16 protein-coding genes are annotated in these 19,845 nt (G+C 59.1%); 2 read left to right on the top strand and 14 right to left on the bottom strand.

What is annotated here, in order from left to right; genetic code table 11:
- Window positions 1-15: 15 nt before the first annotated feature.
- The 7 genes from uhpB to G5221_RS16380 form a co-directional block, all read right to left on the bottom strand.
- A complete protein-coding gene (gene uhpB / locus G5221_RS16410; RefSeq protein ID WP_421263583.1) occupies window positions 16-1,536 on the bottom strand; it encodes a signal transduction histidine-protein kinase/phosphatase UhpB in 1,521 nt (506 codons plus the stop codon).
- On the bottom strand, window positions 1,533-2,123 hold the full coding sequence (uhpA, locus tag G5221_RS16405; protein ID WP_005334071.1) for a transcriptional regulator UhpA: 591 nt from the start codon (window positions 2,121-2,123) through the stop codon (window positions 1,533-1,535). Before uhpA ends, uhpB begins: the two co-directional genes overlap by 4 nt.
- A 193-nt stretch (window positions 2,124-2,316) precedes the next feature.
- Window positions 2,317-2,712 carry a nucleoside diphosphate kinase regulator gene (gene rnk / locus G5221_RS16400; RefSeq protein WP_005334070.1) on the bottom strand — a complete coding sequence of 132 codons (396 nt, stop codon included), beginning with the start codon at window positions 2,710-2,712 and terminating at the stop codon, window positions 2,317-2,319.
- Window positions 2,713-2,957: 245 nt separating this feature from the next.
- Window positions 2,958-3,695 (bottom strand): substrate-binding periplasmic protein, encoded by a 738-nt coding sequence (locus G5221_RS16395; protein WP_421263582.1) that lies wholly within the window; start codon window positions 3,693-3,695, stop codon window positions 2,958-2,960.
- A gap of 82 nt (window positions 3,696-3,777) precedes the next feature.
- Complete coding sequence (locus G5221_RS16390) at window positions 3,778-4,464, bottom strand: hypothetical protein (protein WP_421263611.1); 687 nt, start codon at window positions 4,462-4,464, stop codon at window positions 3,778-3,780.
- Between the two features lie 72 nt (window positions 4,465-4,536).
- Window positions 4,537-5,928 (bottom strand): alkaline phosphatase, encoded by a 1,392-nt coding sequence (locus G5221_RS16385; protein WP_042655860.1) that lies wholly within the window; start codon window positions 5,926-5,928, stop codon window positions 4,537-4,539.
- 11 nt (window positions 5,929-5,939) lie between these two features.
- The gene (locus G5221_RS16380; protein WP_421263581.1) at window positions 5,940-7,337 is read right to left on the bottom strand and encodes an alkaline phosphatase; all 1,398 of its coding nucleotides are present in this window, start codon (window positions 7,335-7,337) and stop codon (window positions 5,940-5,942) included.
- A gap of 323 nt (window positions 7,338-7,660) precedes the next feature.
- Between G5221_RS16380 and ylqF the strand changes: the two genes are divergently transcribed.
- Window positions 7,661-8,611: a ribosome biogenesis GTPase YlqF gene (ylqF, locus tag G5221_RS16375; RefSeq protein WP_421208174.1), complete on the top strand. Its 951-nt coding sequence runs from the start codon at window positions 7,661-7,663 to the stop codon at window positions 8,609-8,611.
- Window positions 8,612-8,765: 154 nt separating this feature from the next.
- Here the strand turns inward: ylqF and G5221_RS16370 are convergent, their stop codons facing one another.
- The 3 genes from G5221_RS16370 to dinG form a co-directional block, all read right to left on the bottom strand.
- Entirely contained in the window at window positions 8,766-9,662 is an 897-nt protein-coding gene (locus tag G5221_RS16370; RefSeq protein ID WP_421258581.1) for a histone deacetylase, read from the bottom strand.
- A gap of 99 nt (window positions 9,663-9,761) precedes the next feature.
- Window positions 9,762-10,421 (bottom strand): DUF2057 family protein, encoded by a 660-nt coding sequence (locus G5221_RS16365; protein WP_421254841.1) that lies wholly within the window; start codon window positions 10,419-10,421, stop codon window positions 9,762-9,764.
- A 142-nt stretch (window positions 10,422-10,563) separates the two neighbouring features.
- A complete protein-coding gene (gene dinG, locus G5221_RS16360; protein ID WP_421263580.1) occupies window positions 10,564-12,636 on the bottom strand; it encodes an ATP-dependent DNA helicase DinG in 2,073 nt (690 codons plus the stop codon).
- A gap of 395 nt (window positions 12,637-13,031) precedes the next feature.
- On the opposite strand from dinG, the gene G5221_RS16355 reads away from it, so the two are divergent.
- Entirely contained in the window at window positions 13,032-14,081 is a 1,050-nt protein-coding gene (locus tag G5221_RS16355) for a porin (RefSeq protein WP_421263579.1), read from the top strand.
- Window positions 14,082-14,596: 515 nt separating this feature from the next.
- On the opposite strand, the gene tyrA is transcribed toward G5221_RS16355, so the two are convergent.
- From tyrA to secF, 4 genes are all read right to left on the bottom strand, one after another.
- Window positions 14,597-15,724: a bifunctional chorismate mutase/prephenate dehydrogenase gene (gene tyrA / locus G5221_RS16350; protein ID WP_123172786.1), complete on the bottom strand. Its 1,128-nt coding sequence runs from the start codon at window positions 15,722-15,724 to the stop codon at window positions 14,597-14,599.
- Between the two features lie 131 nt (window positions 15,725-15,855).
- On the bottom strand, window positions 15,856-16,929 hold the full coding sequence (locus G5221_RS16345) for a 3-deoxy-7-phosphoheptulonate synthase (RefSeq protein ID WP_058058089.1): 1,074 nt from the start codon (window positions 16,927-16,929) through the stop codon (window positions 15,856-15,858).
- A gap of 346 nt (window positions 16,930-17,275) precedes the next feature.
- On the bottom strand, window positions 17,276-18,592 hold the full coding sequence (gene glgC / locus G5221_RS16340; protein ID WP_216954048.1) for a glucose-1-phosphate adenylyltransferase: 1,317 nt from the start codon (window positions 18,590-18,592) through the stop codon (window positions 17,276-17,278).
- Window positions 18,593-18,881: 289 nt separating this feature from the next.
- The gene (gene secF / locus G5221_RS16335) at window positions 18,882-19,799 is read right to left on the bottom strand and encodes a protein translocase subunit SecF (RefSeq protein ID WP_421202618.1); all 918 of its coding nucleotides are present in this window, start codon (window positions 19,797-19,799) and stop codon (window positions 18,882-18,884) included.
- Between the last annotated feature and the right edge of the window lie 46 nt (window positions 19,800-19,845).

Here is a 19,845-nt window from a genome sequence, read left to right as displayed (position 1 = left end):
GCCCTCTGGTGGTGATTAGCCATGACTCTCTTCCCGTCTGCGACTGGGCAGATTGACCGTCAGCTGGGTGCCGTGGATGCAGGAGAGTTGCAGACTGCCCCCTAGGGCCTGTACCCGCTCGCGAATGCCGAGCAGGCCATAGCCCTGCTGCGGGCGGCTTTCCGGCAGACCGCGGCCATCATCTTCCAGCACCAGTTGCAACTGCTCGCCGCTGGCCCGGGCGCGAATGGTGACCGAGTGGGCGTTGGCATGTTTGACCACGTTGTTGAGCCCCTCCTGACAGACCCGAAACAGGGTGACCCGCTGGGCATCGGAGAGATCGCCATCTGCCAGTTGCCATTCCAGACGGGTGACGATGCCGTGACGCTCCAGCTCCAGCTCCCGCAGCAGTGCCCGTACCGCCTGTTCAAGAGTCATGTCGTCGAGCTGGCGCGGGCGCAGCCGCCCGAGCAGACCGCGCACCGCGTCATAGATCCCGAGCGATAGCGTGTCGATCAGGGCACTGCTCTGGCCCACCCCGGCATTATCGGGGGCGAGGCGGCGCACGATCCCTGCCTGGGTTCGAATTGCTGTGATGGTCTGGCCGATGTCGTCGTGCAGCTCGCGCGCCACCTCCTTGCGGATGCTCTCCTCGGTCTCCAGCAGCCGCTCGGTGAGCTGGCGATTGTGGGCGAGCTGGCGGGTCAGCGCCTGATTGAGTTCCCGCTGGCGCTGGATCCCGGCACCCAGCAGCAGGCCGGTGAGGCTCTGGGCCAGCAGGGAGAGCAGCAGATCCAGCGGGTGATCATGCCAGGCCTGACTGGCCAGCAGGGCGATGGTGTTCATCAGGGTGGCGAGCAGCGCCCCTTGCCAGCCGTAGCGCCACGCCATGGCGATGATGGGGATGGCCAGACAAAACGGGGTGAAGCGTACCAGCGAGTTGGGCAATCCCAGTTGCAGCCAGAGGCTCAATACGAACAGCAGCAGATACCAGACCAGATGGCGAAAGCGCCACTCCACCGGTTGATCCACCAGCGCAGGCCCCAGCGGCACCCAGGTGGCGCGGGTGAGGTAGTGCCAGATCAGCATACAGGTGGAGGTCAGCGTCAGCCCGCCGGTCAGGCTGAGCAGCAGGGCCGAGAGGCCATCTTCCCCGGCCAGATGCCAGAGCAGGGCTTGCAGCAGCGCCGCCGCCGTGACGGTGGCGAGCAGCAGCAACAGTTGCTGCCAGTCGTTGCGCACCTGCTGGCGACGGGCAATCAGCAGCGGTAGCATGGTCAGCAGACTGCCCGCGACCAGCCAAGGCCAGTGGGGCAGCCCCACTTCCAGATTGAGCCAGTAGAGCAGCAGCCCTTCGCACAGCAACAGCGGCGGCCAGTAGTGGCCGGGACTTTGCAGCAGCAACCCGAGGCGCAGGCCGAAGGGGAACAGCAGCACCGCCAGCGCTGGGCCACCCGCCAGATGCAGGCTGATGCTCCAGAGGCAAAACCAGCCGGCGGCAAAGATGAAGCAGGCCGCCAGCGCGATGGCGACATAGCTGGCAAGACGGGAGATCACCAGCTATCCAGCATGCGGTGGGCCAGCTCGACGTTGTTGCTGACCTTGAGCTTGTCCATCAGGTTGGCGCGATGGACGTGAACCGTCTTGGGGGAGAGTCCAAGCTGCTCGGCGATGGCTTTCACCTCCAGCCCCTGTGCCAGCAACTGGGCAATCTCCCGCTCCCGATTGGTGAGGGGATCCCGGCTGCTGCTGGCCAGTTTCTGGGCGATGTCCGGCGTCAGATAACACCCCCCCTGTGCGGCGGTGCGCACGGCGGCGATCAGCTCGTCCGGACTGCAGCGCTTGGAGAGAAATCCCTTGGCACCGGTCTGCAGTGCCTGCTCGATGAGGGCGGGGCTGTCGTGTACCGAGAGCATCACCACCGCGAGACCGGAGGGGAGCTGCTTGAGCAGATCCAGCCCCGATTGGTCGGGCATCGAGATGTCGCAGACGCAGACCCGCGCCCCGCTGCCGGGCAGGCCGGCAAGGGCATCGCTGGCGGAGCCGAATTCGGCGACCACCTGCAGGTCGGGCTCCAGATTGAGCAGTTGGGCAAAACCGGATCGGACGATCTGGTGATCGTCGATGAGGGCAATTTTTATCATGATGTCAGCCTGAAATTCGGTGCGTCATGACCATGACGCGGCCAACAAGATACCTGCCCCCCGAGTCAGGCTCAAGCAGCAGCAGGAAAAGGGGCTAAAAACCGGGGGGCAAGGTGCGCAAAGCTTGATCGGGATCAGCTGGCAAGAGCGAGCAAGCGGGCTGATCAACAGGGAGATGACCAGCCCGGGGGACTCAGCGGTGCAGTTCGCCGGCGCGCTCCGGCTGATAGACCACTTCCAGAATTTCTACCTCGATGGTGCGACCGGCCGGGCCCGGCCAGGCGATGCTGTCGCCCACTTTCAGGCCGAGCAGGGCGCTGCCTACCGGCGCCAGTACAGAGATGTTGCTCTCGTCGCCCTTGGCATCGCGCGGGTAGACCAGGGTGAGGCAGAACTCGTTGCCGCTGCTCTGCATCTTGAAGCGTACCTTGCTGTTCATGGTGACCACGTCCGGCGGCATGTCGGCCGGTTCGCGGATCTCGGCGCGGTCCAGCTCCTCTTGCAGGGCCAGATGCTGCGGATGGTTGCCGAGCAGTTGTTCGATACGGTCCAGATCAAGGCTGGAGATAACCAGATGAGGTTGTTTCATAAGATATTCCTTATCAATAGCGGATAGGCCCATACCGGCGGGTGCAGGTTGGCCATCACGCAAAGTGTTACAAAAATGGATTCAACAGGTTCAATCGATTGAAAATGCCATGCCCCCAAGCGACTCGCGGCCGAAGGAGCGAGGCGGGGGCTCAGCAGGGTGTGAGCAAATGCGAGGAAATAGCGAGTATTTTCATGGGGCTACCATAACCATTCTGGCCGGCCTTGGCAACCGTGATTGAGTGACTACTCAGGAGAGTGATAGTTGTACTGACGGATGATCCGCGTGAGCGAGCCATCACGGCGCATCTCGTCAATCACGGCTTGCCAGCGACGCCCTTCGGTGAAGGGAAAATCCTTGCTGGCCGCGATAAATAACTGGGTACGCATCAAGGATTCGCCTTTTACTATCTCATCGATGGAAAATCCGCCCGTCTGCTGGTTGTAGAGGATGACGTTCCAGGCTGCGACCCAGGCATCGATGCGTCCTCGTTGCAGTTTGAGGGCATTGAGGTCTTCGGTGGCGACGGTTTGGCTGGCGAGATTCAGCCTCTGCTTGAGCAGATACTGGCCGAAGGAGTGACGCAAGGTGCCCACCTTGAGTGAAGGAAGCGCGTTTATCATGAGCGGGGTGGGATGCTTGTGGCGATTGCTGACAATGAGGAACTCTTCATCAAGGATGGGGGAAACCCAGTAGTAGAGATGCTCCCGTTGAGAGCTGCGTACTGGCGGTATCAGCAGTACATCCTTGCGATGGGCGGTTTGGGTGAGGGCTCGGGCCAGCGGCATCAGCTCGATGGTGAGCGGCTCTTTGAGGCGCCGGGCGGCCTCCTCCATGATCTCGATGGCGACACCGCTTGGTTTGCCGTGAGAGGAGCGAATGACGTAAGGGGGCAGCTCGGCCGCCACCAGCACAATAGCTTGGGCACCGGTGTTCACCAGCAACAACAGCAGGGCAAAAAAGGGCAGGCAGAGAGCGCGCATCAAGGTCGTGAGCCAGAGTCGAATATGCAGAGTGTAACATTCCTGCCTGCGTTGTCGTTGTGCCCGCTGAGAGGTTGGGATCTCAGTCGAAGAAATCCCGCAGATCGCGCACTTCGTAATCAGCGAGTTGCTGCCAGGGGAGCTGCGCAGGCAGCTTGCGCAGGGTCACCTCCATCCGGTAGCTGCGATAGCCATCGAGGCTGGCCGACTCGACCACCAGCGGGATCTGCCACTGACTCGACCAGAGAATGCGGGTTCGTTGCTGCCCTTCGCGCTTTTCATACCAGCGGGCCTGCTCGGGGGCGGCCTCATCCAGCGGGGTCATCCCCTCGATCAGCCCCGGGTTGACGAGATGGCGGATCCGCAGCCAGTCGGGCTTGAAGGCCACCTGGCCATACTCTTCCACCGGCACTTCAACCAGCTGGTTGTGCCAGCTGTCGGCATAGCGCAGCTGAAGTTCACCCTCATCACTGCGGCTGACCCAGCGGGCCGCCATCTGGTGGGTAAAGTGCTTGTGGCCGGGCGTGGCGTCGTGAGTGGCGTGATAGGCACGGGCAAGGGGGAGGGGAATGAGCCGCTGGCTCCACACCTGATTGCCCACGCGCAGCCACTTCTCTTGCCAGATACTCTCTCTGGCGATGCCATCGCTGCCGGTGTTCCGGTCGTGATAGCTGATCCGGGCGGCGAGATCCGGGGGCGTGTCGTCAGCATGCAGGGGGAAGGCGAGGGTGCTGCCAAGCAGCCATAACGAAAGCAAAAGTCGCATCATCATCTGTCGCTCGAAAGAGCCGGGGCCCGGGCCGCTGAGTCGATTGCTCAGATGCAACCGGGCCCCTGCTGCTTACAGGCCGAGCGCCTCCCGCAGTTTGCCAAACACCTTGGTGTTATCCAGCGTGCCTTTGAAGCGGTTGCTGCCGGCGCCATCGGCAAACAGCATCACATCGCCGCCGCCGTGGGTTTCCGATGTCAGTTTGACGCCGGTCTCCTGCAGATAGTCATTGGCCATCACCTGATCGCTGGTGAGGACCGGGCGTACATCGGGGCGGTTGGGGCCGTTACCGAACACCAGGGTGGTGAAGGGCTTGCCATCCACGTCGTTCTGGGTCGAGCCATCGCCATTTTTCACCAGATCCAGCACCGGATTGCCCTTGGCGGAGTAGCCGTTAATGGTCATGGTGTGGTCATGGTCGGCGGTGACCACGATCAGGGTATCTTTCAGATCCACCTTGCCGAGCGCCGTCTTGACCGCCTCATCCAGAGCCACTGCGTCGGTGAGCGAGCGCTTGGCGTTGGTGCCGTGCAGGGCATGATCGATACGGCCACCCTCTACCATCAGGAAGTAACCCTGACTGTTCTTGCTCAGCAGGTCGATCGCCTTGGCTGTCATTTCGGAGAGGGACGGCTGGGTATTGGCAGCCCCCTTGGCGACCCGATCCAGCTCGTAGTCGAGGTGGGATTTGCTGCTGAACAGACCGAGCACCTTGCCGCTGGTGACCTTGGCCAGTTCACTTTGGGTGGTGACATAGCTGTATCCCTGCGCCTTCATCTCCGCGGTCAGGTCGCGGTTGTCATTGCGACCGCCCTTGTTGCTGGCGCTGTAGGGGGTCCAGTGGTTGGCACCACCGCCCATCAGCACATCGACCCCATCCTTGAGGGCACTGTTATAGCCAGCGCCCCCAGGAACGGCCTGTGCGGCGATGTCATAAGCTGCATCCCGATGGCAGATGTGGGCGTAGGTAGCCGCCGGGGTCGCGTGGGTCAGCTCGGTAGTTGTGACGGCCCCGACCGATTTGCCTGCCGCCTTGGCCAGCTCCAGGATGGTGGGCACCGGCTTGCCGTTATCGCTGCTGCAATTGTTGACGGTTTTGTTGCCATTGACGTCTTTGCCGGGGGCAACGGCTTTGGTGTCGCTGCTCATGGCGATCACCTCGTTGTTCATCTTGACCCCGGTGGTGTAGGCCGCCATGGAGGGGGCCGAGTCGGTGGTCTGGGCATCGTTGGAGAAGGTCTTGATGCGGGCACTGCGCGGCAGTTTCATCATCTCCAGATTGCCCTCTTCCCCCACCTTGAACAGGCGGGTGGCGGTGAGCACGGTGGGGCCCATGCCATCACCGATAAAGAGAATGACGTTTTTGGCATCACCGGCTTGTGCCTGGGAGGTTGCGCCCAGCGCACTGAACAGGGCGGCGCAGACCAGCGTGTGCTTGATGGATGTGTTCATCTGTTTGCTCATGAAAGTGCTCCTTACAGCTTGGCCGCAGCCTTGATCTTGCCGAACACGGCGGTGTTATCGAGTGAGCCATGGAAGCTGTCAGCCCCCTTGCCGATGGCGCCGAGGAAGACATCGGTGCCGCCGTGGGTCTCGTTGCCGATTTCGCCCACCTTGACCACCACTTCCTGGTGGTAGTCATTGGCGGAGACGGTGGCATCGTCGAGCGGGGCGACGCTGCTGCGCGGGCCATCTACCCGGTTGTAGCCGTTGCCAAAACCTATGATGGTGTAGGGCATGCCCTCGCTATCCTTGCTTGGCTCGCCAGTCTCGTAGTTCTTCACCAACCCGAGTACGCCGGGGTTGTCGGCGGTGGTCTTGCCGGTGCGCTTGGCATAGCCGTTGAGCACGAGCGTGTGGTCGTGATCGGCGGTGACCACGATCAGGGTGTTTTTCAGCTCGGGGTCGCTCTTTTTCACCTCGTCGATGGCGGCTTTTATGGCGTTGTCGAAGGCGATGGTGTCCTGCAGCGCCCGCTTGGCGTTGGTGTCGTGCAGGGCGTGGTCGATGCGGCCCCCTTCCACCATCAGGAAGTAACCCTTCTCTTTGCCCTTGAGCTGCTTGATGGCGGCCAGGGTCATCTGGGCCAGTGACGGCTCGCTGGCGGGACGGTCCAGGTCATATTTCATGTGGCTGGAACCAAACAGACCCAGCAGCGGCTTGCCCGCATCGGCCTTGTTCAGCTCATCCAGATTGCTGGCAAACTGGTAGCCCTTGGCCTGCATTTCGCTGATGAGGTTGCGGCCATCCTCCCGCTTGCCCTTGTCGGCTTTGGGCAGGAAGAAGCTGCTGCCGCCACCGAGCACCACATCCAGTCCCTCCTTGAGGGCGCTGTTGTAGCCTTTGCCGCCCGGTACCAGCTGGACGGCGATATCGGCCTCCAGATCCCGGTTGCAGATATGGGCATAGGTAGCCGCCGGGGTGGCGTGGGTCACCCGGGTACTGGTTACCACGCCGGTACCGCGGCCATCGGCTTTGGCCAGCTCCAGCAGGGTGGGCACCGGCTTGCCGGCGCTCTTGCTGCAGTCGCTCTCATAGGTGGCGTCGCCGTCCATGCTGATGACGCCGTTGTTGCTCTTGACCCCGGTCATGTAGGCCGCCATGGAGGGGGCCGAGTCAGTGACCTGGGCATCGTGGGAGAAGGTCTTGATAAAGGCCGTCTCTGGCAGGGTATCGATGGTGAGATCACCCTCTTCGCCGACACCGTAGATGCGGGCTGCCGTCAGGGTGTTGAGGCCCATGCCGTCACCGAGGAAGAAGATGACGTTGGTGGGTTGGGCTGCGGGCTTGGTCGCCACCGTGTCATTGTCTGATTTGCAGCCGGCAGCCAGGGCGGCGCCGATCATCACTGCAAGTCCTGCCATTTTTCTCATTGGGGTTCGCTCCTTGTAAAACCTGAGCGCAGCCTAGAGGGGGCAGATGACACTTTTACTGACTATCGGTGACGGTTGTGTGAAAAAGTGATGAAAATGTTACACTATATCAATGTGTTATCTATCAATTGAGCCAGTTGGTCCGGTCGCTTCCGGCAAGGTTGCTCCGCCTCGGCGGTTTGCTGATTTGAGGAGGTGATGGTTAGAATGACCTGTCAAAAGAGGCCCGCAGCAGGTAAAATGCGCCCCCTTCGTTCGATGCCCGCGGCAGAGCGCTTGTTGTTCCATGCGCGCGCCCGCAGCCCCCACAGAGAGTAACGGATATGTCCATCAACTGGTTCCCCGGTCACATGCACAAGGCCCGCAAAGAGATTGCCGAGGTCATGCCCCAGGTCGATGTGATCATCGAGATGCTCGATGCCCGCATCCCCTTCTCCAGCGAAAACCCGCTGGTGCCCGAGCTGCGTGGTGATACCCCGGTGATCAAGGTGCTGAACAAGGCGGACCTGGCCGATCCGGCGATCACCGATCTGTGGGTGGCGCACATGGAAAAAGAGAAGGGGATCAAGGCGCTGCCGCTGACGCAACAAGAGCCGGAGAAGATCAAGCAACTGCTGACCCTCTGCCACGAAATGCTGCCGGAGCGCAATTTTGAGCTGCGCGGCGTGCGGGCGATGATCATGGGGATCCCCAACGTGGGCAAGTCCACTCTGATCAATACTCTGGCGGGACGCATCATCGCCCGTACCGGCAACGAGGCGGGGGTGACCAAGTCCCAGCAGCGGATCAAGCTGGATAACAACGTTATCCTGACCGATACCCCGGGTTTTCTCTGGCCCAAGCTCAATCCGCCCTCCTGCGGTTATCGTCTGGCCATCACCGCGGCCATCAAGGACACGGTGTTCGACTATGCCGATATCGCCATGTTCGCCGCCGATTACTTCATCAAGGCCTATCCGGAGCGGATCAAGGCGCGTTACCAGATTGACGAGTTGCCCGAGACCGAGATCGAGCTGCTGGAGATGATCGCCCGCCAGCGGGCGTTTATGCGCAAAGGGGGGCTGGCCGACTTGCACAAGGCGTCCGAGATCCTGATCAACGAGTTCCGCTCCGGCTTGCTTGGCCGCATCTCGCTGGAGACGCCGGAGATGGTGAGCGTCGAGATTGTCGAAGCCGCCGCAGAAGCCGAGCAAAAAGCCAAAGAGAAGGCCGAGCGGGAAGAGGAGCGTCAGGCCCGCGCCCGTCGCAAGTACGCCCGCAAGCGTCAGAGATAATTATCCTCAGGCGTCCCGAGCTTGCCTGACAACGAGCGAGCTTGTGTGACCGAGAGGACAAAACACGAAGAGGCGACCCAAGGGTCGCCTCTTCTGTTTTATCTGGTGAAATGCCGCCCACTCTGATGGGGTGTCCGCGCTATAAGCCATGCCATCAACCAAAACGGTGGAGCGCCGCCTCAAACAGCGACATATGAAGCGGGATCAGCTGTTGCCAGTCGCGGCGATAGCCGCCACCGGGTACAGCGGCGACAGGCAACCCATGCTTGATTGCACAGTCAAATACCATGGCATCGCGCAGGCGCACCCCTTCATCGCTCAGGGAGAGATAGCCAAGCTCGTCGGCATGATGCACATCGACGCCCGCCTGATAGAGGATGAGATCCGGCGAATAGAGGCGCAGTGCCAGTGAGAGTGCCTGTTGCAGTGTGGTGAGATAGGCATCGTCCGTCATGCCGCTTGGCAGCGGAAAGTCGAGGTGAGAGGTGGCTTTGTGATGGGGAAAGTTGTGCTCACCATGGAGGGAGAGGGTGATGATATCGCGCCGTCCAGCACACAGGGCCGCACTGCCATCTCCCTGATGCACATCGAGATCGACGATCAGCACCTGTTCACAGCGCCCCTCGTCGAGGCAAGCCTGGGCCGCAATCACCAGATCGTTGAACAGACAAAAACCGCTGCCGTGATCCCGGTGGGCGTGGTGGTAGCCACCGGAGATCTGCAAGCCGCAGCCCTGCTCAAGTGCATAGCGGCTGGCGGCAATAGTGGCACCCACCGAGCGCAAGGTGCGCTCCATCAGCATGGGTGACCAGGGAAAACCGATCTTGCGGATGGCGCGCTCTTCAAGTTGGCCACTCAGGGCCGCCGCGACATAATCAGCATCGTGAATGCGACAGATTTGCTCCCGGGTGGCCGACGGCGCTTCGCCAAGGGGGTAACCCTGCACCTGCAAGCGCTCAAACAGCCCCTGATACTTGGCCAGCGGGAAGCGATGGCGTTCGGGCAGGATCAGGGAGGAGTAGAGGGGGTGATAGAAAATATGCAGTGACATCAGGGCATTGTTCCATCGATGCAGAGATGAACCTGGATATGAAAAAGGGGAGCCAGGCTCCCCTTGTCATTCCCGACGGGTCAGGATGATGTTTCCGGATTACTGCTGCTGGATAACCCAGATCTGGAAGGCTTTGCGGGTTTCCGCATCGGCCTTGTTGTACCAGTTTTGCAGCTGGGTCAGGGCTTCCGGATTGCTTTGCGCCTTGCTGGGCGCGGCTTGGGCCGGTGCGCTGGCGGCAGCCATCACGGCAGCAGAGGAGACGGCAACGGTTTTGGGCTGGTTGAAAGCTTTGCCCATGTTGATCAGCTCTTGCTGATAGTCACGGGTCAGCTGGAAGCCCTCTACTTTCGGCATTACGAACTGTTCACTGCTCACTTGCTGGCCACTGACCTTGTCTTTTAGCACCACTTTCTGATCTTTCAGGAACTGTTTGGCTTCTGCTTCATTGCGGGGCTTTTTATAGTCCAGCACCAGCTGCTGATTGTCGGCTGCAGTGAAGTTCAGCACCAGCGGCTCGGCGGTCACCAGCTTGATTTCGTTACGGCTGGAGTAGTTGCCTTCAAAGGCGACGACCAACTGGTGCTTGCCGGCAGAGAGGGGGAAGGTGCTGGTTTTGTCGAGCAGCTGGGGGTTGATGGATTGGCCATCAATCAACTGCACGATGTAAGGGGTGGATACTTCCAGTTTGGCATCAGCCAAGGCGCTACCGGCCCACAACAGACCAGCCAGCGCCGGTACCAGAACAGTCAGTTTCATTTCATCTCCTTGAACAGTCAGGCGATTGCCCACTGAAAACAGGGGCTCATTTTTACAGGTTTGGTCTACTGCGGCAATGGCTCTTTCTGGAGGTGTATGTTCGTGCAGTTGTCAGTTCATTTATCAATAACGGCATGCTTATTTATTCGATCCGCCGTGTAAACGGGGGGAGGGCATCAAGTAACCCCTTGCCATAACGTTTGGTCAGTAGACGTCGATCAAGAATGGTGACCCGCCCCCGATCGGCCTCTTTGCGGATGAGGCGGCCACAGGCCTGGATCAGTTTGCGCGATGCTTCTGGCACCGTCAGTTGCAGAAAGGGGTTGCCGCCTCGCTGCTCCACCCACTCGGCGGTAGCCTCCTCGACCGGTGAGTTGGGCACCGCAAAGGGGAGTTTGGTGATCACCAGATTGGTGAGATAGTGACCCGGCAGATCCAGTCCCTCCGAGAAGCTGCCGGTACCAAACAGGATGCTGGCCTGACCGCCATCGCATTTCTGCTTGTGCAGGGTGAGCAGTGCATTGCGGGAGGCTTCCCCCTGCACCAGCAGTGACAGTCCCTTGGCTCGCAAGCCAACGGCCACCTCATTCATCTGGCGGTAGGAGGAGAAGAGCACCAGACTCGCCTCCTTGCCCGCCAGAATACGTGGCAGCACGCTGATGAGTTCATTGGTAAAGGCTGGTGAGTTGGGTTCGTGCTCCATCTTGGGCAGATAGAGCTCGGCTTTCTGGTAGTCAAAGGGGGAGCGCAGGCGCAGATAGCGGGTACCGTCGTGCTCCTTGAGCCCCACCTGATGGCGAAAATAACTAAAGGAAGAGAGGGCGGTGAGGGTCGCTGAGACCAGTACGGCACCTAGACATTTCGACCAGAGCCACTCCTCCAGCAGATAGCCTACCTCAATCGGTGAGGCGTGCAGCCAGATATCGCCGTCATCGCTCTTGGCCATCCAGCGGGCGAGCGGGGTTTTACCGGTCGGCACATGGCGCCCCAGCATCTCCCACAGGGCGCAGAAACTCTCCAGCCGTTGCAGATGAAAACCGCTCTCGGCCAGCAGGGGTTCGGCCTCCTTGCGGCGGATCTCGCCATCTTTCAGCGCTTCACCTATGGCCCCCTGCATCCGATCCAGCGCCCGCAGCGCCTTCTTGCTCGACTCCTTGAGATTCTCCGCCAGCATGGGTAGGGGATCCGGCAATACCCCTTCGACGAAGCGGTAGTGGGGTTCCGTGCCAAACAGCCGATCGTTGGCGCTGAGCCACTGCTCGACCGCCTTCAGATCGGGCTGGATGGTGGCCAGCGCATCCTGCAGTTTGAGTTGGGGGTCGAGCAGGCTCTCCTTATTAAGAGTCCGCGCCAGCTTGCCTGCACTTTGTACCAGCTTCTCCAGCCAGCGACGCGAGCCTTTGACGCTGGCCGACGCTGCGCCGTGATCCCGGGCGATGGTGGGCAGGTGATGGGCCTCATCCAGCACATAGATGCACTCATCAGGGGGCGGCAGAATGATGCCGCCGCCCATGGTGAGATCGGAGAGCAGTAGCGCATGGTTGACGACCAGCACATCGGCGCTCTCCATGTCGTTGCGGGCGCGATGAAAGGGGCAGTGCTGGTGATGGCTCAGCGCCTTGTTGCAGATGTGGCGGTCTGCGGCGATGCGATCCCAGCACGTGTCGGGAATGGGCTCCGGCCAGTTGTCCCGATCCCCGTCCCACTTGCCATTGGTGTAGGCCTGCCACAGCGCCTGGTAGCGATCCTTGTCGCTGTCCGATGGTTTGGATTTGCTCAGACTGCCAAAGTCGAGCTCGAAGTTGGCCATCTCGGCGCCACTGGCTGCCTGCTCCAGCAGATGCTCGCAACAGTAGCGTTGACGCCCCTTGACCAGCATAAAGCGAAACGGCAGCTCGCTGTGGCGGTGGTAAAAAGGAAGGTCTTTGTGGATCAGCTGCTCTTGCAGGGCCACTGTGGCGGTGGAGATCACTAGCTTCTTCTGGGTGAGTCGCGCCACCGGAATGGCGCCCTGCGCATAGGAGAGGGATTTGCCGATACCGGTGCCCGCTTCGGCAACCAGAATACGGCGTTGTTTGTCGTACTCGCCGGTCAGGGTTTTGGCTATCTCGGCCACCAGAAAGTTCTGCTCTTTGCGCGGCACAAAACCGGGTAATCCATCCGAAATCTGGCGATAGGTTTGCCGAATGGTTGCTTTGAGGCGAGTAGAGAGCATGAAGAGAAGGCCAGTTAGGGGTTAATAGAAGGACAAGGATACCCGCAACCCCTCGGTGAGGTCGAGGCAACAGCCATTATCACGGCAGTTTTACGCTGTTCAGACCACTTTGGTTGTTTATCAGGTATTTAGCGTTATTTGCATGCAAAATAGACTATTTGAGTGCAAATAATCAGCAGGATTCATTGTAAACGTTTTCCTTTTGCCTTGCCGTCAGGTGAGACTTGGCTCACATTTTTGCCTCCATGACTATGGTTTGCGTAAAAAGTTCCAAGTTTTTTCATTGCGGTTCAAAAAATCCGGTGCTAGTCTCGGCGGCATAGTGATGCAAAGAACATCGCTAACACAGGGAATAACAACAACTTAGTGTTTAATTACAGTAGGCATTGGAAACTATGAAAAAGACAATTCTGGCTATTGCTATTCCGGCTCTGTTTGCATCCGCCGCTAACGCCGCAGTGATCTATGACAAAGACGGTACCACTTTCGACGTATACGGCCGTGTACAGGCTAACTACTACGGTGAGCACGATGATACCGATGGCGAGCTGATTGGTTCTTCCCGTCTGGGCTGGTCCGGTAAAGTTGCTCTGAACAACACTTGGTCCGGTATCGCCAAGACCGAGTGGCAAGTTGCTGCTGAAAACTCCGACAAGGGCAGTGACGGTAAGTCTAGCAAGTTCGATGCTCGTCATATCTATGCAGGCTTTGACGGCACCCAGTACGGTAAAATCATCTTCGGTCAGACCGACACTGCTTTCTACGACGTACTCGAGCCGACCGATATTTTCAACGAGTGGGGCGATGCGGGTAACTTCTATGACGGTCGTCAGGAAGGCCAGGTTATCTACTCCAACACCTTCGCTGGTTTCAAAGGTAAAGTTTCCTACCAAACCAATGACGACGTAGCGGTCAAGATCACTGACGTTGGTCAGAAGGTCAAAGAAGATGCCATCTTTGGTTCCGACGTTAAGCGTAAGAAAGCTTATGCCGTTGCCGCCGGTTACGATTTTGACTTCGGCCTGGGCTTCAACGCCGGTTATGCCTACTCCGACCTGCAAAACAAAGTTAATGGTCAGACTGGTAAGAAAGACGAGTGGGCTATTGGCGCGCACTACGCTATCAATGGCTTCTATTTTGCCGGTGTTTACACTGAAGGCGAAGTGAAGAACAAGAGCCTGGGTCTGAAAGATGACGGCCGTGGTTACGAGCTGGCTGCTTCTTACAACGTAGATGCTTGGACCTTCCTGGCTGGTTACAACTTCAAAGAAGGCAAGGCCAACGCTCAAGCTGCCGGTTCTACTTACAAGGATCTGGTTGACGAGACCCTGCTGGGTGTTCAGTACGCTTTCACTCCGAAGCTGAAAGCTTACACCGAGTACAAGATCCAGGGTATCGAGAAGCATGACGACGAGTGGACTGTTGCTCTGCAGTACAACTTCTAATAAGTTGAACAAGAGTAATATCCAGGCTTGAGTCTTTGACCAGGCTACAAATGGCCGAGATAATTTCTCGGCCATTTTCTTTTTTGGCGACAGCGGATTGGCGCCATGATAAATCGCCGGATTGCTGTGTTAAGTGATCTTTGGCAAACGGTTAATCTCTCCTGCTTCCTGCTTCCTGCTTCCTGCTTCCTGCTTCCTGTTTATCTCTTTGATGGGGAGTGCACCGTTCTCCTTTGCGTCGTACAGCCTTGCTCGCAGCAGTTTGGTTTGACCGTTAGAGTCTGGCAGCCCTTGCAAGGGGCGGTGCTATTTGCGCGGATTGCGTGGATATTGAGGGGGCATACTTGCTGGATGTGAGGCAGCGCCAGGGGAGGGTATTGAGGCCAGTCAGCTGTGGGGGCTCGACGTAGGGCCGAGCGTGACTGACGTCAGTGTTTAAATCGGTAACAAATAAAATGGGAAGATGCCCAGGCATCTTCCCATTCTGGCGATATGAGGTAGCTGCTTTTGCAGGATCAGCCGTGTTGGCGGCGGTCGTTGGCCTGGGCCAGTAGCATGCGGCTTTCACGCAGGAACTGGTCGGCATGCTCGCCGAAGAAACCGGAGACTTGCGAGAAGGCCTCGATGAAGCCGTCCCTGTCCCCCCGCTCCAGCAGCCCCAGCGCTTCGCCGAAGTTTTGGTAGTAGCGACGGATCATCGCCAGATTCTGCGGTGACGACAAAATGATGTCGGCATAGAGGTGGGGATCCTGAGCGAACAGCCGCCCCACCATGGCGAGCTCCAGTCGGTAGATGGGAGAGCTCAAACTCAGCAGGCGATCCAGATTGGCTTGCTCCCGGGAGAGGTGCCAGCCATAGGCAAAGGTGGCGAAGTGACGCAGTGCCTGAATGAGGGTCATCGCCTCATCGTGGGCCTTGGCTTCCACCTGCTGCAAGCGGGCGCCCCAGATGGTCATCTGATCCAGCAACCATTGGCTGGCTGCGGGGTCACGACCCTGACAGCAGACGATCACCTGCTTGGCGAGGCTTGCCACATCCGGCCCGAACATGGGGTGCAGTCCCAGTACCGGCCCTTGGTGCACCGTCAGCATATGTTCGAGCGGCGCCGCTTTCACGCTGGTGACATCGACCAGCAGGCAGTGGGCGGGCAGGTTGCCGAGGCGGTCGATGATCTGGCAGGTGATATCGATGGGCACCGCCACCATCACCAGACCGGCTCCGGCGAGGATCTCGTCAGCGCGCGGCCAGTCGGCTTGTTCCAGCGTCTCGACCCGATAGCCTGAGAGGCTGAACATATGGCCGAACAAGCGGCCAAGCTGGCCCTGACCACCGATGATGACCACTTTGCCAAGGTCCGGCTTTATGCATTTGAAGCCGGTATCTTTCTCGCTGGCGTAAGATTCACGCATCACCCGGCGCAGCACGTCTTCGATGAGATCGCCGGGCACTCCCAACTGCTCAGCCTCGGCGCGGCGGCGGGCCAGCATGCTCGCTTCCCGATCCGGTGCATAGATGGGCAGGCCGTAGCGGCTCTTTACCTCACCCACTTCTCCCACCAGGGCCAGACGGGCGGCCAGCAGATCGATCAGCTGCTTGTCCACCGCATCTATCTTGTCCCTGAGTACATTCAACTCTTCAGCCATATCCAGTCCCTGCTGGCGCCGCAGCGGCGCCCTGAAAATCAAGATGCAACAAGGTATCACGGCATGAGCTGTTTGATGCCACCACTAGTGATACCTCGATTGTTCAATAGGTTACGACAAGATACCACGGCTTACCGTGCAGTTCTGCCCTTGAGGGGGTCAGCCAGCTGGTTGTGGCAGCGGGCCAGCAGGGTAGCGGTGGTGTCCCAGTCGATGCAGGCATCTGTGATGGAGACCCCGTAGTGCATCTGCTCCTTGGGCTGCTCGCTGGACTGGTTTCCCTCGAACAGGTTGGATTCGAGCATCACCCCGATGATGGAGCGGTTGCCCTCCTGGATCTGGTGGATGACGTTGTCGGCCACCTTGGGCTGCAAACGGTGATCCTTGCTGGAGTTGCCGTGGCTGCAATCCACCACAAGGCTCGGCAGCAGGCCCGCTTTCTCCAGCGCCTCTTCCGCCAGCGACACGTTGACCGAGTCGTAGTTGGGATGTTTGCCGCCGCGCAGGATCACGTGGCCATCCGGGTTGCCCTGGGTCTGCAGCAGCGCAACCTGGCCCTGCTGGTTGATCCCCATAAAGGCGTGAGGGGAGGAGGCCGCCTGCAACGCATTAATGGCAGTCCCCAAGTTGCCGTCGGTGCCGTTCTTGAAGCCGACCGGCATGGAGAGGCCGGACGCCATCTCCCTGTGGGTCTGGGATTCGGTGGTGCGGGCGCCGATGGCTGACCAGGAGAAGAGCTCGGCCAGGTATTGCGGGCTGATGGGGTCGAGCGCTTCTGTGGCCAGCGGCAACTCCAGCTCCGCCAGCCAGCAGAGCAGCTCGCGGGCACGGTGCAGCCCCAGCTCCACATCGAAGGTGCCATCCAGATTGGGGTCGTTGATAAAGCCTTTCCAGCCGACCGTGGTGCGCGGCTTCTCAAAGTAGACCCGCATGACAATGTAGAGAGAGTCCTGATAGGCATCATGCAGCGCTTTGAGTCTGGTTGCGTACTCTTTGGCGGCGTCCATATCGTGGATGGAGCAGGGACCACAGATCACCAGCAAGCGGTGATCGCGACGGTGGATGATGTCGGCGATGGTATTGCGGGCCCCTTGCACGAATGCCAGCGCCTTGTCGGAGATGGGTAACTTCTCCTTGAGCTGGGCAGGCGTGATCATCACTTGTTCGGACTGGATATGGATGTTGTTCAGGGGGTCTCGTTGCATAGCCTCTTCGCCTCGTCAGAGTCAGCACACTGGTTTTGATACTACCAGCTGTAATTTTAAGTTTACGAAAGTACCACTTTCGTTACGAATGGCCATCACAATACCAAGTAAATGCCAACTTTCAAGTGTGAATATGGAATTTAATAGCCTTTTGGCAATATGAAAGTACTGCTCATCGCCAAAGGTTTGGATTAACGGCCAAATTTGTCCATGAAAAGCCACTGCTGTAATTATATATTTACAGCCTAAAAAGGGGAGGTCGAATGGCGGGGGGCAAGTGGCTATAAAAAACGGGAGCCTGCAAGGGCTCCCGTTTTTTGTCGCGATAACAGTGCTGGTCGGAGAGTTATGCCGGTACGGCCTGCTCTACAGCCTGCTTGCGCGCCGTTTTTGCCAGTGCATCCAGCATGGGCTTGGTGACCAGTACGATCCCCTGTTCGGATCGGTGGAAGCGGCGGGCATCTTCATCGGCGTTCTCACCGATCACCATCCCTTCCGGCAGCTTGCACCCCTTGTCGATCACTACCCGACGCAGCCGGCAGCCGGCACCGATCTCCACACCCGGGAAGATCACGGCTTGATCCAGAGTGCAGAAGGAGTCGACCCGTACATTGGTGAAGAGCACCGAGCTCAGGATGAAGGAGCCGCTGACGATGGTGCCGCCCGAAAACATCGAGTTGATGGTCATGCCGTGCTGACCGTTTCTGTCCTGCACGAACTTGGCGGGAGGGGTCATGTTCTGGCTGGTCCAGATGGGCCACTCCTGATCGTAGATATCCAGCTCCGGCGTGACGGAGGCGAGATCCATGTTGGCTTCCCAGAAGGAGTCCACGGTGCCCACGTCGCGCCAGTAGGGACGGCGATCCGGACAGCAACCGACACAGGACATGCCAAACGGGTGAGCGAATGCAGTACCCTCTTTCACCACGCGGGGGATCACGTCCATGCCGAAATCGTGATGGGACTGTGCGTTTGCAATGTCCTCTTCCAGCAGTTGGTAGAGATATTCGGCATCAAAAATATAGACGCCCATGGAGGCCAGCGCGGTGTCGGCCTTGCCCGGCATGGCTGGCGGGTTGGCGGGCTTTTCGACGAAGGCGTTGATCTTGCGATCATCATCCACCGCCATTACTCCGAAGGCGCTTGCTTCACTGCGTGGCACCTCGATGCAGGCTACGGTCACCTTGGCACCCATATTGACGTGGTCGAGCAGCATGGCGGCGTAATCCATCTTGTAGATGTGATCGCCCGCCAGCACCACCACATATTTGGGGGCGTGATCGCGGATGATATCCAGATTCTGGTAGACCGCATCGGCGGTCCCCCGATACCAGTTCACCTCATCTACCCGCTGCTGGGCAGGAAGCAGATCGATAAATTCGTTCATCTGGTAGCGCAGGAAAGACCAGCCGGACTGGAGATGGCGCAACAGGCTGTGGGATTTGTACTGGGTCACGACACCGACCCGACGAATGCCGGAGTTGATGCAGTTGGAGAGCACGAAATCGATAATGCGGAATTTGCCGCCGAAATGGACGGCAGGCTTGGCACGGTTGTCGGTTAACTGTTTGAGGCGACTACCCCGCCCTCCTGCGAGTACCAGAGCCATGGTCTCGTTCAGCAACTGTCTGGCTTTTGCTGTATTGGCAGGTTGTAACAACATCTCATATCCCTTTGTAGATAAATCACTACAATGTTGCCTCCTTTGAACCCTCAAGAAAGTGCTTTCAGTCACATTTCAGGGTTTTTGACGTAATAAAATGACCTTTTTGTTATTAAAAATGACGGATTGATCCGTCATTGCTTTCAATATGGTCAGTTGTCAATTGAGGCGACTTGGCCAGTAACAGGATCGACTGGGATTGGCGGGGGAGGGTGGAAAAAGCCCCTGCCAATGGTTGGCAAGGGCATAGTTGGTAGAGGCTCGATTAGCCGACACTGGTTAGCAAGGGTCAGGCTGCGTTGGCCACTGGCTCCTCGCTCTTTTTCTGGTAGGCCTGCGGGGTGAGCCCAAGCAGCTCCTGCACGGTCGAGGCGACGGTGATGGAGGAGACTGTGCCCACCAGGATCCCGGCAAACAGGGTGAAGGAGAAGCCGTAGAGGGCGTCACCGCCAAACAGCAACAACGCGCCCACGGTAAACAGGGTGGTGCCCGAGGTGATCATGGTGCGACTGAAGGTCGCCTTGATGGCCACATCGGAGCACTCGTGGATGCCCATCTGGGTACGCGAGCTTAGCAGATCCCGCAACCTGTCCGAAATGACGATGCTGTCGTTGAGGGAGTAGCCGATCACCGCCATCAAACCGGCGATGATGTTCAGATCGAATTCGATCTGAAAGAGTGACAGCAGCCCCAGCGCCACGATGGCGTCATGGACCACCGAGAGCAGGATGCCGATGGCCTGACGCCACTCGAAGCGAAACGCCAGATAGGCCGACATCGCCAGCGAAGCGACCAGCACCGCCAGCATCCCCTGCTGGAACAGTTCGGCACCCACCTGAGGGCCGACGATGGTGGTGCGCAGCAACTCGACCGGCATCCCCAGCTGTTGGGTCAGCATGGTTGCGAGATCCGCCGCGGGCCAGGGCAGTTCGTGGGGGGGCAGCTTGATCAGCCACTCGCCGGGAATACCGGCCGAGCTCAGCTCAACGGCTCCCGCCAGCGGGGAGACCAGCATGGTATTGAGCTCATGGGCCTCTTTCAGGGTCTGGATATGAAACTCCAGCAGGATCCCGCCGGTAAAATCGAGCCCCAGTGTCAGGCCGTTCACCAGCAAGATGGCGACGCTGGCCACGGTCAGCAGGATGGAAGCCCACAGGCCGATATAACGCCAACGGGTCAGCCCCATGGCAACGATCATTCTCAACATAATTCTCTCCTTGGCCAGCCAGCATCAGGCTGTTGGCCCATCACGA

It is taken from the genome of Aeromonas sp. 602200 (assembly GCF_049173895.1).
Classification (GTDB): domain Bacteria; phylum Pseudomonadota; class Gammaproteobacteria; order Enterobacterales; family Aeromonadaceae; genus Aeromonas; species Aeromonas veronii_A.
This window is presented reverse-complemented; position numbering and strand designations above follow the sequence as displayed.

Bases quoted from the DNA above. Each gene is read 5' to 3' on its own strand.
- G5221_RS16355 (WP_421263579.1), top strand. From the start codon at position 13,032: ATGAAAAAGACAATTCTGGCTATTGCTATTCCGGCTCTGTTTGCATCC.
- G5221_RS16390 (WP_421263611.1), bottom strand. From the start codon at position 4,464: ATGATGCGACTTTTGCTTTCGTTATGGCTGCTTGGCAGCACCCTCGCC.
- G5221_RS16385 (WP_042655860.1), bottom strand. From the start codon at position 5,928: ATGAGCAAACAGATGAACACATCCATCAAGCACACGCTGGTCTGCGCC.
- G5221_RS16365 (WP_421254841.1), bottom strand. From the start codon at position 10,421: ATGAAACTGACTGTTCTGGTACCGGCGCTGGCTGGTCTGTTGTGGGCC.
- G5221_RS16380 (WP_421263581.1), bottom strand. From the start codon at position 7,337: ATGAGAAAAATGGCAGGACTTGCAGTGATGATCGGCGCCGCCCTGGCT.
- rnk (WP_005334070.1), bottom strand. From the start codon at position 2,712: ATGAAACAACCTCATCTGGTTATCTCCAGCCTTGATCTGGACCGTATC.
- G5221_RS16395 (WP_421263582.1), bottom strand. From the start codon at position 3,695: ATGCGCGCTCTCTGCCTGCCCTTTTTTGCCCTGCTGTTGTTGCTGGTG.
- tyrA (WP_123172786.1), bottom strand. From the start codon at position 15,724: ATGGCTGAAGAGTTGAATGTACTCAGGGACAAGATAGATGCGGTGGAC.
- ylqF (WP_421208174.1), top strand. From the start codon at position 7,661: ATGTCCATCAACTGGTTCCCCGGTCACATGCACAAGGCCCGCAAAGAG.
- G5221_RS16370 (WP_421258581.1), bottom strand. From the start codon at position 9,662: ATGTCACTGCATATTTTCTATCACCCCCTCTACTCCTCCCTGATCCTG.
- uhpA (WP_005334071.1), bottom strand. From the start codon at position 2,123: ATGATAAAAATTGCCCTCATCGACGATCACCAGATCGTCCGATCCGGT.
- dinG (WP_421263580.1), bottom strand. From the start codon at position 12,636: ATGCTCTCTACTCGCCTCAAAGCAACCATTCGGCAAACCTATCGCCAG.
- secF (WP_421202618.1), bottom strand. From the start codon at position 19,799: ATGTTGAGAATGATCGTTGCCATGGGGCTGACCCGTTGGCGTTATATC.
- glgC (WP_216954048.1), bottom strand. From the start codon at position 18,592: ATGTTGTTACAACCTGCCAATACAGCAAAAGCCAGACAGTTGCTGAAC.
- G5221_RS16345 (WP_058058089.1), bottom strand. From the start codon at position 16,929: ATGCAACGAGACCCCCTGAACAACATCCATATCCAGTCCGAACAAGTG.